Here is a 13968-nt window from a genome sequence, read left to right as displayed (position 1 = left end):
CTCAACTACCAACAGGTTGAGAGTAGCCTCTTATTCTTTTTTTGACAAGGAGTAAAAGGCATGACGCCATTAAAAACTGCGTTAGGCATCGTCTTTATTATCTGCCTGACGATAGTGATATTTACCTTTATTACTCGCGGTAGACTCTGCGAGTTTTCAATAAAGAGTGAACATCAGGAGGTGGCGGCGAAATTAGCCTGCGTGGCAGGCTAACCTCTACGGGCGAAACCACGGTTCCGCCCGGCTTGTAGGATGCTGAGGTCTTAATGCACCCATTTTTTTCTTTTGCTACCGCGATTATACTGCGCGGCGTGTACCCAGATGATAAGAATCCATGAAAGCCATTTTTCTGTTGTTGTTATTTTTTACGTCGTTCGCCCGCGCGGATGAGATAGGCAGCCAGTATCAGAAGCAGGCGGAAGCCGGCGATGCCCGCGCCCAGTATTATCTCGCCGATACCTACTTCAGCTCCGGTGACAGAAAGCAGGCAGCGCAGTGGGCCGAGAAAGCCGCGAAAGGCGGTGATGTCGACGCCATGGGGTTACTCTCGCAGATCCTCTTTACGCAGGGGGATTACGCTCAGGCTAAAGCGCTGGCGCAGCAGGCCACCATCGCCGGCAGCAAGCGCGGCACGATTATGCTGGCGCGTATTATGGTGAACACGCAGGCGGGTAAAACCGACTATCCTCAGGCCATCAAGCTCCTGCAAACGGCGGCCGAAGATATCGACAACGACTCGGCAGTCGATGCGCAGCTGCTGCTGGGGCTGATTTATGCCAACGGCGTAGAGGTGCCGCAGGATGACGTACAGGCGGCGTCATGGTTTAAGCGCAGCTCGTCCCTGTCACGTACGGGCTATGCGGAGTACTGGGCAGGGATGCTGTTCCAGCAGGGAGAGAAAGGCTTTATCACGCCGAATAAGCAGAAAGCGCTCTACTGGCTAAACCTGAGCTGTACCGAAGGGTTTGATACGGGGTGTGAGGAGTTTGATGCGTTGAGCGGAGAATAACGTGCCGGGTGGCGGCTTCGCCTTACCGGGCCTACAAAACCCGTAGGCCCGGTAAGCGCAGCGCCACCGGGCTTAGGATGTTACTGGTCAGCCGTCTTATCGAAACGACCCAGCACTTCACGTTCATACGCCAGCGCTTTTTTACGGTCGAATTTGTGTTCCCACTTGGCGATAACCAGCACCGCCAGCGCGTTACCCACCACGTTCAGCGCCGTACGCGCCATATCGAGGATACGGTCCACACCGGCGATAAACGCCAGGCCTTCCAGCGGAATACCCACGCTGCCCAGCGTCGCCAGCAGCACCACGAAGGAGACGCCCGGCACGCCTGCGATGCCCTTTGAGGTCACCATCAGCGTCAGAACCAGTACGATCTCCTGCCACAGCGACAGGTCAATGCCGTACAGCTGCGCGATAAAGATCGCCGCAATACTCTGGTACAGCGTCGAGCCATCCAGGTTAAAGGAGTAGCCGGTCGGCACCACGAAGCTCGTTATCGACGCTGGCGCACCGTACGCCTCCATCTTCTCGATAATGCGCGGCAGCACGCTCTCGGAGCTTGCGGTGGAGTACGCCAGAATCAGTTCATCCTTCAGGATACGGATCAGGATCCAGATACTCAGCCCGCACAGGCGTGCCACAATCCCCAGCACCACCAGTGCGAAGAACAGAATGGCGAAGTGCACCAGGATCACCAGCTTCGCCAGCGGCCACAGGGAGGCAAAACCAAAGTTCGCCACGGTCACGGCGATAAGCGCGAACACCCCAACCGGCGCGTAGCGCATCACCATGTGGGTCACTTTGAACATGGTTTCGGAGATAGAGCGGAATACGGTCACCAGCGGCTCACGGTGCGTTGCCGGCAAGGAGGAGAGCCCCAGACCAAACAGCACCGAGAAGAAGATGATCGGCAGCATCTCGCCTTTCGCCATGGAAGCAATGATGTTGGTCGGCACCAGCGACAGGATAGTCCCCATCAGACCGTGGGAATGGCTCTGCACGTCAGCGGTGGTGCTTTGGTATTTCGAAATATCCACCGTCGCCAGCTGTGACATATCGATCCCGGAGCCTGGCTGGAATACGTTCGCCAGCGTTATGCCGAGGATAATCGCAACCGTGGTGATCACTTCGAAATAGAGAATAGTTTTCGCGCCAATGCGGCCTAACTGCTTCGCATCGCCGACGCCCGCGATACCGACCACCAGCGTCGAGATCACAATAGGCACCACAATCATCTTAATCAGATGAATAAAAATATCGCCTGCCGGAGAGAGCAGGTTCGCAATCAGCCACTCGCGGCTGTCGCTATGATAATGAAGATAACTGCCCAGCAAGATGCCCAGCACAAGGGCCAGCAGGATCTGCCAGGCCAGGCTGACTTTCAAATTTTTCATAGAAACTGACTTCCTCAATGAAATCTCCGCACCAGCAAAACTGCATGAATATGGAGACATACTGAAAGGGTATGAATTGTGTTGCGTTGGTTTATGGGATTTTTTAACGCGGCGTATGAGTATCATTTGCACGACCTGTTGCGCAAGCCTTAAAGAACGACGCATTTCACTATCAAAAGCGGTTATGACGCGAGTTTGTCATAATTCTGATAAATAACCTTTTGTTATAAAAACGCTTTTTTATAAAGAATTGTGAATAATCGGCATCGTGAATTATTTCCCTTCAAAGTTTCATTCGCTCAATTTTCAACCTGTTCAAACAATGCGTGATCTGTCGCCCAAATACTAAACAAAGCTTGTAAAGCCCCTACTATTAACGTTTTTGCGACATATCATTAACATCTTACAAGGAGAAAAAAAGCCATGAGCCAAATACACAAACACGACATTCCCGCAAACATTGCGGACCGTTGCCTGATCACCCCGGAGCAGTACCACGAGAAATATCAGCAATCTGTTACCAACCCGGACGCCTTCTGGGGCGAGCAGGGTCACATCCTTGACTGGATCAAACCTTATCAGAAGGTGAAGAATACCTCTTTCGCGCCAGGCAACGTCTCCATCAAATGGTATGAAGACGGCACGCTGAACCTGGCGGCGAACTGCCTGGACCGCCATCTTGCCGAACGCGGCAACGAAACGGCCATTATCTGGGAAGGCGACGATGCCTCTCAGAGCAAACATATCTCTTATAAAGAGCTGCACCGCGACGTCTGCCGCTTCGCTAACGTGCTGCTGGACCAGGGGATTAAAAAAGGCGACGTGGTGGCGATCTACATGCCGATGGTGCCGGAAGCGGCGGTAGCTATGCTCGCCTGCGCGCGTATCGGCGCGATCCACTCCGTCATCTTCGGCGGCTTCTCCCCTGAAGCGGTTGCCGGGCGCATCGTTGACTCGAACTCGAAGCTGGTGATCACCGCCGACGAGGGCGTACGCGCCGGGCGCGGTATTCCGCTGAAGAAAAACGTCGATGAAGCGCTGAAAAACCCGAACGTAAAATCCATCAATAACGTCATTGTCCTCAAGCGTACCGGCGGCAAGATCGACTGGCACGAGGGGCGTGACCTGTGGTGGAGCGACCTGATTGAAAAAGCGAGCGACCAGCATCAGCCGGAAGAGATGAATGCGGAAGATCCGCTGTTTATTCTTTACACCTCCGGCTCAACCGGTAAACCGAAAGGCGTACTGCACACCACCGGCGGCTATCTGGTGTATGCGGCCACCACCTTCAAATACGTCTTCGACTACCATCCGGGCGACATCTACTGGTGTACCGCCGACGTGGGCTGGGTCACCGGACACAGCTACCTGCTGTACGGCCCGCTGGCCTGCGGCGCAACGACGCTGATGTTTGAGGGCGTACCGAACTGGCCGACCCCGGCGCGCATGTGTCAGGTGGTCGATAAGCACCAGGTCAACATTCTTTACACCGCGCCAACGGCGATCCGCGCGTTAATGGCGGAAGGCGATAAGGCCATCGAGGGCACCGACCGCTCCTCATTGCGCATCCTCGGCTCCGTGGGCGAGCCCATCAACCCGGAAGCCTGGGAGTGGTACTGGAAGAAAATCGGTAACGAGAAGTGCCCGGTGATGGACACCTGGTGGCAGACCGAAACCGGCGGCTTCATGATCACCCCAATGCCGGGCGCGACGCAGCTGAAGGCCGGCTCGGCAACCCGTCCGTTCTTCGGCGTGCAGCCTGCGCTGGTGGATAACGAAGGTAATCCGCAGGAAGGCGCTACCGAGGGTAACCTGGTGATCACAGACTCCTGGCCGGGCCAGGCGCGCACGCTGTTTGGCGATCACGAGCGCTTCGAGCAGACCTACTTCTCGACCTTTAAAAACATGTACTTCAGCGGCGACGGCGCGCGCCGGGATGAAGACGGTTATTACTGGATCACCGGACGCGTGGACGACGTGCTGAACGTTTCCGGCCACCGTCTGGGTACGGCAGAGATTGAGTCCGCGCTGGTGTCGCATCCGAAGATTGCCGAAGCGGCGGTGGTCGGCATTCCTCACAACATCAAGGGCCAGGCGATCTACGCCTACGTCACCCTGAACCACGGCGAAGAGCCGTCGCCGGAGCTGTATACCGAGGTGCGCAACTGGGTACGTAAAGAGATTGGCCCGCTTGCTACGCCGGACGTACTGCACTGGACAGACTCGCTGCCGAAAACCCGTTCCGGCAAGATTATGCGCCGTATCCTGCGCAAAATCGCGGCAGGCGATACCAGCAACCTCGGCGATACCTCAACGCTTGCCGATCCTGGCGTGGTGGACAAACTGCTCGAAGAGAAGCAGGCCATCGCAATGCCATCCTAGTGTTTTCTCCCTCTCCCCTCACCCTCTCCCCATAGGGGAGAGGGGATAAAACAAACCAACCTTACCTCTGGAGATTTCTGTGATGAATAACGATATTTGTCAGCAGATAGAGAATAGTGCGCACTACAGGGAGCTCGTCGATAAGCGGCAACGGTTTGCCTTCACCCTTTCCATCATCATGCTGATTATCTATGTCGGCTTTATTCTGCTGATCGCCTTTGCGCCGCACTGGCTGGGCACCCCGTTACATGAGGGCACCAGCGTGACGCGCGGTATCCCCATTGGCATTGGCGTGATCGTGATTTCATTTGTGCTGACCGGCGTCTACGTCTGGCGTGCGAACGGTGAGTTCGATCGTCTTAATAAAGCGGTACTGCAAGAGGTAAAAGCATCATGAAGCGAGTCCTGACGGCGCTTGCGGCCACACTTCCCTTTGCCGCCCACGCGGCGGATGCCATTACCGGCGAGGTACAGCGCCAGCCCACAAACTGGCAGGCGATTATCATGTTCCTGATTTTCGTGGTGCTGACGCTGTACATTACGTACTGGGCGTCGAAACGCGTTCGCTCCCGTAACGATTACTACACTGCGGGCGGCAACATTACCGGCTTCCAGAACGGGCTGGCGATTGCGGGTGACTTTATGTCCGCCGCCTCGTTCCTCGGGATCTCCGCGCTGGTGTACACCTCCGGCTATGACGGCCTGATCTACTCCCTCGGCTTCCTCGTCGGCTGGCCGATCATTCTGTTCCTGATTGCCGAACGCTTGCGCAACCTGGGACGTTACACCTTCGCTGACGTGGCATCCTATCGCCTGAAGCAGGGGCCGATTCGTACCCTCTCCGCCTGCGGCTCGCTGGTGGTGGTGGCGCTGTATCTGATCGCCCAGATGGTGGGCGCGGGCAAGCTTATCGAACTGCTGTTTGGCCTGAACTACCACGTCGCGGTGGTGCTGGTGGGCGTGCTGATGGTGATGTACGTTCTGTTCGGCGGCATGCTGGCCACCACCTGGGTGCAGATCATCAAAGCCGTACTGCTGCTGTTCGGCGCGAGCTTTATGGCCTTTATGGTGATGAAGCACGTCGGCTTCAGCTTCAATAACCTGTTCACCGAAGCGATGGCTGTCCACCCGAAAGGAGAAGCGATCATGAGCCCGGGCGGGCTGGTGAAAGATCCGATCTCCGCGCTCTCTCTTGGTCTCGGCCTGATGTTTGGTACCGCTGGCCTGCCGCACATTCTGATGCGTTTCTTCACGGTGTCAGACGCGCGTGAAGCGCGTAAGAGCGTCTTCTACGCCACCGGCTTTATGGGTTACTTCTACATCCTGACCTTTATCATCGGCTTCGGCGCGATCATGCTGGTGGGCGCGAACCCGGCGTTTAAAGACGCGGCGGGCGCGCTGATTGGCGGTAACAACATGGCGGCGGTGCACCTGGCCGACGCGGTGGGCGGCAACCTGTTCCTCGGCTTTATCTCCGCCGTGGCCTTCGCCACCATCCTTGCGGTGGTCGCCGGGCTGACGCTGGCGGGCGCGTCTGCGGTATCGCACGACCTCTACGCCAACGTCTTCCGTAAAGGCGCGAGCGAGCGCGACGAGCTGAAGGTTTCCAAAATCACCGTGCTGGTGCTGGGCGTGGTCGCTATTCTGCTGGGGATCCTGTTTGAGAAGCAGAACATCGCCTTTATGGTGGGACTGGCCTTCTCAATTGCGGCAAGCTGTAACTTCCCAATCATTCTGCTCTCCATGTACTGGTCCAAACTGACCACCCGTGGGGCGATGATAGGCGGCTGGCTCGGCCTGCTGACAGCGGTAATTCTGATGATCCTCGGCCCGACCATCTGGGTGCAGATCCTCGGTCACGAAAGCGCTATCTTCCCGTACGAGTACCCGGCGCTGTTCTCCATTGCCGTGGCGTTTATCGGTATCTGGGTCTTCTCGGCTACCGACAACTCGCCGGAGGGTAACCTGGAGCGTGAGAAATTCCGCGCCCAGTTTATCCGCTCACAAACCGGCCTCGGCGTTGAGCAGGGCCGCGCACACTAAGCCTTTCTCCCCGGTTGCTCTGGCCGGGGAGCTTAAAACATCACCCACGCCACCAGCGGCGCAATCAGCACCATCGTTACGCCCGAGAGCATCATCACCAGGCTTGCAACGACCCCTTCCTGCTGACCCTGCTCATACGAACGCGCCGTGCCTGCCCCATGAGATGCCGCGCCAAACCCTGCTCCTTTCGCCATCCCTTCCCGAATGGACAGCCGCAGAAACAGCACATCCCCCACCGCCATGCCGAATACGCCGGTGACGACCACAAACAGCGCCACCAGATCCGGCTGCCCGCCGAGCGGTTTGGCGGCCGCCAGCGCAAACGGCGTGGTCACCGAGCGCACGGCCAGGCTGCGCTGAATTTCATCGGAGAGGGTAAACAGCCGCGCCAGCCAGACGGAGCTACAAACCGCCACCACCGTCGCGGTGACGACGCCCGCGCTGAGCGACATCCAGTGGCGTTTGATAATGGCCAGGTTGTCATACACCGGTACCGCAAAGGCGATAGTCGCCGGGCCGAGCAGCCACAGCAGCCAGTGGGATTCACCAATGTAGTTCTGCCAGGAGATATGGCCGAAGACCAGCATCAGCACCAGCAGGATCGGCGTGAAGACCAGCGGCATCAGCGGCAGCGTGCGAAAGCGGCGATACAGGCGCTTGTTGGCAAAGTAGATGGCGACCGTCACGATCAGGCACAGCACGCTTATCTGAAAGTTAGTCATGCTTTTGCCTGCTGATTTCGAACCGGTACACCTTATCCACCACCCAGGCGGTGGCTCCCAGCACCATCAGCGTGCTCAGGGCAATAACCGCGAAGATGCGCCAGCCGTCGACCATCAGCAGCTGCGCATAGTTCACCACCGCCACCACGGCCGGAACAAAGAACAGCAGCATCTCCGCCAGCAGCCAGCGCGCGCCGGCGCGCACCCAGTTGAGGGGCAACGCGCGGCAGAGGATCAGCACCAGCATCAGCACCATCCCCACCAGGTTGGCGGGTAAAGGCAGGTGCAGCCAGTCGACAAGGTATTCCGCAAAAACAAACAGTCCCGCGTAGAGCAGTACCTGAACTGGTACCTGGAGTCGTTGCACAACGGCAGGCGTAACACGGCTTAACGCCACGGCCATGGGGGTTTTCCTCAGAAATGAGACGAGGCGCCAGTATAGTGAGCGTACGTCATCGACTGAAATGAATTAAAATCATCGAAGGTATAGTTTCGAGGAATAATCATGGACATAAGAACGCTGCGCTATTTTGTCGAGGTGGTTCGCCAGCAAAGTTTTACCCGCGCAGCGGAGAAGTTGTTCGTTACCCAGCCAACCATCAGCAAAATGCTGAAAAACCTCGAAGACGAGCTGAACTGCACCCTGCTGATCCGCGACGGACGCAAGCTGCTGCTGACCGATACCGGACGCGTGGTGTTCGAGCGCGGGCTGGCGATCCTGGCGGAGTTTCGCCAGCTTGAGGCCGAGCTTGCGGACATCAACCACCTGACGAAAGGTCTGCTGCGGCTCGGCATTCCGCCGATGGTTGGCATGATGATGGCCGGGCCGATAAGCCTGTTCCGTCAGCGCTACCCTGGCGTTGAGCTCAAAATTTCTGAATTTGGCGGCCTGACCGTGCAGCAGGCGGTGATCAACGGCGAGCTGGACGTGGCGATGACGGCCCTTCCCGTGGAGGAAGAGAGCGGGCTGGCAACGCTGCCGCTGTTCAGCCATCCGCTGTGCGTGCTGGTGCCCCGCTCCGGCGACTGGCTGAAGATAGACTCAGTGAAGCCCGATCTGCTCGGCGAACACCCGCTGCTGATCTACAACGAAGACTTCGCCTTAAGCCGCCAGCTAATGACCCTGTTTAACCACCATAACGTGAAGCCGCGCATTGCGGTGCGCAGCGGCCAGTGGGATTTCCTGGCGGCAATGGTGCAGGCGGGCGTGGGAATTGCCATTCTGCCGCAGCCGATCTGCGAGCGGCTGGATAAAAACACGCTGCGCTGGATCCCGCTGGAGAGTGACCTGCACTGGCAGTTGGGGATGATCTGGCGTGAAGGGGTGTATCTCTCGCACAGCGCACAGGCGTGGCTGCAATGTTGTGAGGGGTTTTGGGTGCGGTCTGAATAGTGCCGGATGGCGGCTTCGCCTTACCCGGCCGACGGTTCGAATGTAGGCCCGGTAAGCGCAGCGCCACCGGGCAACAACGCGCTACTGATTCTCTATTAACAGCGCTTCTAACAGGTCCAGATCGTGCAGCAGCTTTTGCAGCGTCTCGTTGCTGATCTGACGCGTCGCGCGCAGGTGATACAGCTCGGCACGCTCGGAGCGCAGCGCCGCAAGGCGGAAACGACGCTCGAGGTTCTCTTCCTGCAGCGAGCTTTCCACGTCGTTACGTCCGTCAGCACGACGGCGCAAATTACCAATCACGCGTGAACTGACTTCTTTCAGCAACTGATTATCAATGTTCTCTTCGGCATCGGCAGCCAGACGCTCCTCCATCTTCTCAATGGCCACTATCGCCACTTCCGCCGTCGCCGCGCGGGCTATCCGCTCCTCTTTGTGCTGTTGGGTCGAGTCACCGGCATCAATGTGCTGGAGTAAAATCGGCAGCATAATCACGCCGACAAACAGCGAGAAGAGAATCACGCCCGCCGCCAGGAACACCAGCTCGTAGCGCGCCGGGAAGACGTCGCCCGTCGGCAGCAGCAGCGGAATAGAGAGCACACCGGCGAGGGTTATCGCCCCGCGTACGCCCGCGAAGGAGGCAATCAGCAGCTCGCGCGTGGTCCAGGAGCCGAACTCCATCGGCTTTTTGGTCAGGAAGCGCATGCTGAATTTTTTCATCGTCCACAGCCAGCCGAAACGCACCAGCATTAATGCCATGTAGATCAGCACGATATCGGTAAACAGCATCCAGACTTCAACGTTTGGATCCGCCTCCGCCGCGATCAGCGAGGATTCCATGATGCCCGGCAGCTGCAGGCCCAGCAGCAGGAAGACCATGCCGTTAAAGACAAACTCCAGCATCGCCCAGGTGCTGTTGGCGCGCAGGCGCATCGCCAGCGGCGCGCGGCGCATCACGCCGGAACGGGTGATGGTCATCCCCGCCGCTACCGCCGCCAGAATGCCCGAGACGCCGATATGTTCAGCGATAAGGTAAGAGGCAAACGGCAGCAGGAACAGCAGAACGATTTGCGTCGCCGGTTCATCGCCGCCCCAGCGGCTGAGGAAGCGCAGCGAACGACCATATAGCCAGCTCACCACGAAGCCCGCGAGAATACCGCCAATCGCCACCTTGAAGAATTCCAGGGTCGCGCCACCAATGGTAAAGACCATGGTGCCCATGGCTACCGCCACGGCAAACTTCAGGGCCACCAGGCCGGAAGCGTCGTTCATCAACGCCTCGCCCTGCAAAATGCCCATTATTTTCTTCGGAATGCGCCCTTCACCCACAATGCCGGAAAGGGCCACGGCGTCGGTCGGCGACAGCACGGCGGCCAGCGCAAAGGCGGGAATTAACGGGATACCCGGTACGGCCCAGTAGATCAGGAAACCAATCCCGACCACGGTAACGACCACCAGCGCCAGCGCCAGGCCGAAGATCTCTCGCCCGTGCTCAAGAAATTCGCGCGTCGGCGTTTTCCACCCATCAGCAAACAGCAGCGGCGGGATAAACAGCACGAGGAACAGTTCCGGATCGAACTCCACGTGCAGACCGAACGTCGGCCACGCCAGCAGCGCGCCGATGGCTATTTGCATTAAAGGCAGGGGGACCTGGAAGGGCAGTACGCGTGTAACCACCCCGGATAGTGAGACCACAAGGGTCATGATGAGTATTGTGAAGAAGATTTCCATGCGTTCCCTGTTTGCTGTGTTTCTTTTTAAGCCAAACCTGAGGCGTCGTGCCTCTTATTCTATCCTCTCCAGAGTAACGCAAAAGGCAACGGGATGAGTCCTGAAAATAAAAACGGGCGGCCTGAGCCACCCGTTTTCGCATCAATGGATAATTTAGATTGCCCAGCCGCCCGCGTAGAAGGCGACCAACGCAACGGCGATCACCACGGTGCCGATGTTCAGCTTGCGCCACTCTCCGGAAACCAGACGACCAATCACCAGCGAGGCGAAGCCGATCATGATGCCGGTCACGATGTTACAGGTCAGGACGATAAACACTGCGGTAATCAGGCCGGACATCGCATCCACGAAGTCCGCAAAATCGATTTTCGCCACGTTGCTCAGCATCAGCAGGCCGACGTACATCAGCGCTGGCGCGGTCGCATACGCAGGCACCAGGTAGGAGAGCGGAGAGAGGAACAGGATCAGCAGGAACAGCACGCCAACGGTGATGGCCGTCAGGCCGGTTTTACCGCCTGCCGCCGTACCCGCTGCAGATTCGATATACACCGCCGCAGGCGCCGCACCCACCAGACCAGAGAAGACGCTGCTCAGGGAGTCGGTGGTCAGCGCTTTGCCGCCATCAATAATCTGACCGTCTTTATCCAGCAGGTTGGCCTGACCGGCCACCGCGCGAATGGTACCGGTGGCGTCAAATACCGCGGTCATCACCAGCGCCAGCACGCTTGGCAGGATCACCGGGTTCAGCGCACCGACGATATCCAGGCTGCCGATCAGGGAGTTGCCTTTGTCATCGCTCAGAGACGGCATGGCGAAAATACCGGAGAAGTGAACGGTCGGATCGAAAATCAGGCCGACGATGGAAATGCCAATAATGGTCAGCAAAATGCCGCCCGGCACCTTCAGTTTTTCCAGGCCGATAATCACCGCCAGACCGATGAGCGACATAATGACCGGGAAGCTCGCGAAATGACCGAGCGCTACCGGCAGGCCGTCCAGCGGGTTCTTGATGACCAGACCCACGCCGTTGGCAGCGATCAGCAGCAGGAACAGGCCGATACCGATACCGGTGCCGTGCGCCACGCCCTGCGGCAGGTTGCGCAAAATCCAGCTACGGATGCCGGTGGCAGAAATAACGGTAAACAGTACGCCCATCAGGAACACGGCGCCGAGGGCAACCGGTACGCTGATCTGCTGGCCCAGCACCAGACTGAACGCGGTAAAGGCGGTCAAAGAGATAGCGCAACCAATCGCCAGCGGCAGGTTCGCCCACAGGCCCATTACGATGGAGCCCACGCCGGCCACCAGGCAGGTGGCGACAAAGACAGCCGCAGGCGGGAAGCCCGCCTTGCCCAGCATGCCCGGCACCACGATGACGGAGTAAACCATCGCCAGAAACGTGGTCAGACCGGCAACGACTTCCTGGCGCACGGTGCTGCCACGAGCCGAAATTTTAAACATGGCGTCAAGTGAACCGCCGGTACGCGCAGATGGCGTAGACATAGAAAACATCCCCTGAGAGTTTTTATAGAACGTCCATAAGCGTGGTGGAGACACCGCTGCCAGCTAAAACGTCAAATCCGTGTGTTGCGTTTGCGACGAAAGGGCGTCACAAAAAAAGCAAACGTTTAGCTCCGCGCTTATAAAACGGGTGGTCAAATTAAGGCAAACGATTATCCAGCCTAATACCCGCCCTTTTCAACTGAACTTTGTCGTTTTTCGCTAAAATTCACTTATGACGATGAAGAAATAAACAGAGGATGCGCAAACGTTATCGTCTATGCGCAATTTGTTTACATTTCAATCCTCGCCCGGGATCGTTAACGGGCCACCTTGTTGCAGGGTTCTTTGCCAGCCAGGACTAGTTTCCACTTTTTGCTTCCATGCCTGAATATGCGGCAGATTAGCAATGCCGCCGCGCGCCAGCAGGGCAAAGAGGGGGAAGCTCATCTGAATGTCGGCCATGCTTAACGTCTCTCCGGCAAACCAGCTGTTTTTAGCAAGATGTGAGTCAATAAAGCGCGCATGGGTCTCCAGCTGGGGGTTGAGATACGCTTTCTGTACCCCCTGTCCCAGCGCCTTGCCCAGCGTTCGGATGCCAAACGGCACGGGCGGCTTGCCCAGGCTGCTGAAGACCAGCTTCATGAGCAGCAGCGGCATCAGCGACCCTTCTGCGTAATGCAGCCAGAAGCGGTATTGCACCTTATGCGCGGGGTCTAAAGGCTTCAGCCGCGATTCGGCATCATAGGTTTCCTGCAGATACTCCAGAATGGCGCCTGACTCCGCAAGGATCAGCCCGTTATCTTCAATGACCGGCGATTTGCCCAACGGATGCACCTTTTTGAGGGACTCGGGTGCCAGCATGTTCTTTTCGCGCTGGTAGTGAACAATCTCATAAGGCAGGGCGAGCTCTTCCAGCGCCCAGATCACGCGGTGAGAGCGCGACTGGTTAAGGTGATGTACCGTGAGCATGATTTTCTCCTGTTATTCATACTTTTTAACTATAGAAAATCGAACAACACCGCGAAAAAATTTCGTCTAAAAAACGGCTAGCGCGGCTGGCGAAAAAACGGGTCTTGCATAGAATTAAAGTGTCGGCACAATCCGGAACCTCCCCAACCAGCTCGACACGAGGGGTGCTGATGTCGGGGGAAACCCTCCCGTGAACCAGCGGGATAGAGAGAAAGACAAAGACCGGGAAAAACTAAAGCGCCCTTAGTGGCGCTTTAGTTCTTTATTATGCTTTTTGCCGCAAGAACTTAATCCTCCTCCAGCAGTCGCGCCCCGGTCCCCTGCTCGCCCAGCCTGTCGCCAGGGTTACGTAGCGGGCAGTCGCTACGGGACAGGCAGCCGCAGCCGATACAGCCGTCCAGCTCGTCACGCAGCGCCACCAGCGTGTGGATACGCCTGTCCAGCTCTTCACGCCACTGGGACGAAAGCTCTTTCCACTCTTTCGGGCTAAGCGTATGCCCTTCCGGCAACACGCCGAATGCCTCACCGATCGTCGCCAGGGGAATGCCGATGCGTTGCGCAATTTTGATAATCGCCACGTAGCGGAGCACGTCACGGGTATAGCGGCGCTGGTTTCCGCCGTTACGGATGCTTTTAATTAACCCTTTGCTTTCATAGAAGTGGAGCGCCGATACCGCAACGCCGCTTCGCTTTGCCACTTCGCCGGGGGTTAAAAGCGCTTTAATGCGCGGCAATCTCTTTTCCATAAAACCTCTTTACCTCAAGTTAACTTGAGGAATTATACTCCCCCGCAGAGAAAACGACGAATCAACCGAGAAAGTTGTA

The 13968-nt window shown here is 57.4% G+C and carries 13 protein-coding genes; 6 read left to right on the top strand and 7 right to left on the bottom strand.

Translation table 11 applies throughout. The features are described 5' to 3' along the window. Positions 1-60 precede the first annotated feature (60 nt). Both ACMGGH_RS07125 and ACMGGH_RS07120 read left to right on the top strand, forming a co-directional pair. Complete coding sequence (locus tag ACMGGH_RS07125) at positions 61-213, top strand: Hok/Gef family protein (RefSeq protein ID WP_028015189.1); 153 nt, start codon at positions 61-63, stop codon at positions 211-213. A gap of 121 nt (positions 214-334) precedes the next feature. After that, positions 335-1009 (top strand): tetratricopeptide repeat protein, encoded by a 675-nt coding sequence (locus ACMGGH_RS07120; protein WP_059357315.1) that lies wholly within the window; start codon positions 335-337, stop codon positions 1007-1009. 80 nt (positions 1010-1089) lie between these two features. On the opposite strand, the gene gltP is transcribed toward ACMGGH_RS07120, so the two are convergent. Next, positions 1090-2403: a glutamate/aspartate:proton symporter GltP gene (gltP, locus tag ACMGGH_RS07115; protein WP_028015187.1), complete on the bottom strand. Its 1314-nt coding sequence runs from the start codon at positions 2401-2403 to the stop codon at positions 1090-1092. Positions 2404-2826: 423 nt separating this feature from the next. Here gltP and acs point away from each other — a divergent pair, with 423 nt between their 5' ends. From acs to actP, 3 genes are all read left to right on the top strand, one after another. Next, the gene (acs, locus tag ACMGGH_RS07110) at positions 2827-4785 is read left to right on the top strand and encodes an acetate--CoA ligase (protein ID WP_041911526.1); all 1959 of its coding nucleotides are present in this window, start codon (positions 2827-2829) and stop codon (positions 4783-4785) included. Between the two features lie 82 nt (positions 4786-4867). Then, positions 4868-5182: a DUF485 domain-containing protein gene (locus ACMGGH_RS07105; RefSeq protein ID WP_028015185.1), complete on the top strand. Its 315-nt coding sequence runs from the start codon at positions 4868-4870 to the stop codon at positions 5180-5182. After that, positions 5179-6828 carry a cation/acetate symporter ActP gene (gene actP, locus ACMGGH_RS07100; protein WP_045261053.1) on the top strand — a complete coding sequence of 550 codons (1650 nt, stop codon included), beginning with the start codon at positions 5179-5181 and terminating at the stop codon, positions 6826-6828. The genes ACMGGH_RS07105 and actP overlap by 4 nt, the downstream gene beginning before the upstream one ends. 32 nt (positions 6829-6860) lie before the next feature. Here the strand turns inward: actP and ACMGGH_RS07095 are convergent, their stop codons facing one another. Beyond that, positions 6861-7550, bottom strand: coding sequence for an LrgB family protein (locus ACMGGH_RS07095; RefSeq protein ID WP_232949041.1), 690 nt, complete (start codon positions 7548-7550; stop codon positions 6861-6863). After that, positions 7543-7953 (bottom strand): CidA/LrgA family protein, encoded by a 411-nt coding sequence (locus tag ACMGGH_RS07090; RefSeq protein ID WP_232949040.1) that lies wholly within the window; start codon positions 7951-7953, stop codon positions 7543-7545. The genes ACMGGH_RS07095 and ACMGGH_RS07090 overlap by 8 nt, the downstream gene beginning before the upstream one ends. A gap of 102 nt (positions 7954-8055) precedes the next feature. Here ACMGGH_RS07090 and ACMGGH_RS07085 point away from each other — a divergent pair, with 102 nt between their 5' ends. Next, on the top strand, positions 8056-8943 hold the full coding sequence (locus ACMGGH_RS07085) for a LysR family transcriptional regulator (RefSeq protein WP_041911529.1): 888 nt from the start codon (positions 8056-8058) through the stop codon (positions 8941-8943). 81 nt (positions 8944-9024) lie between these two features. Here the strand turns inward: ACMGGH_RS07085 and ACMGGH_RS07080 are convergent, their stop codons facing one another. From ACMGGH_RS07080 to soxR, 4 genes are all read right to left on the bottom strand, one after another. Beyond that, complete coding sequence (locus ACMGGH_RS07080) at positions 9025-10671, bottom strand: Na+/H+ antiporter (protein ID WP_041911530.1); 1647 nt, start codon at positions 10669-10671, stop codon at positions 9025-9027. Between the two features lie 153 nt (positions 10672-10824). Then, positions 10825-12174 (bottom strand): guanine/hypoxanthine transporter GhxP, encoded by a 1350-nt coding sequence (ghxP, locus tag ACMGGH_RS07075; protein ID WP_028015179.1) that lies wholly within the window; start codon positions 12172-12174, stop codon positions 10825-10827. Positions 12175-12471: 297 nt separating this feature from the next. After that, positions 12472-13143: a glutathione S-transferase family protein gene (locus ACMGGH_RS07070; RefSeq protein WP_028015178.1), complete on the bottom strand. Its 672-nt coding sequence runs from the start codon at positions 13141-13143 to the stop codon at positions 12472-12474. A gap of 287 nt (positions 13144-13430) precedes the next feature. Then, positions 13431-13889, bottom strand: a complete 459-nt coding sequence (gene soxR, locus ACMGGH_RS07065) for a redox-sensitive transcriptional activator SoxR (protein WP_023331806.1) — start codon at positions 13887-13889, stop codon at positions 13431-13433. Positions 13890-13968: the final 79 nt, after the last annotated feature.

The sequence above is a fragment of the Enterobacter sp. BNK-16 genome (assembly GCF_048684955.1).
Classification (GTDB): domain Bacteria; phylum Pseudomonadota; class Gammaproteobacteria; order Enterobacterales; family Enterobacteriaceae; genus Enterobacter; species Enterobacter bugandensis.
This window is presented reverse-complemented; position numbering and strand designations above follow the sequence as displayed.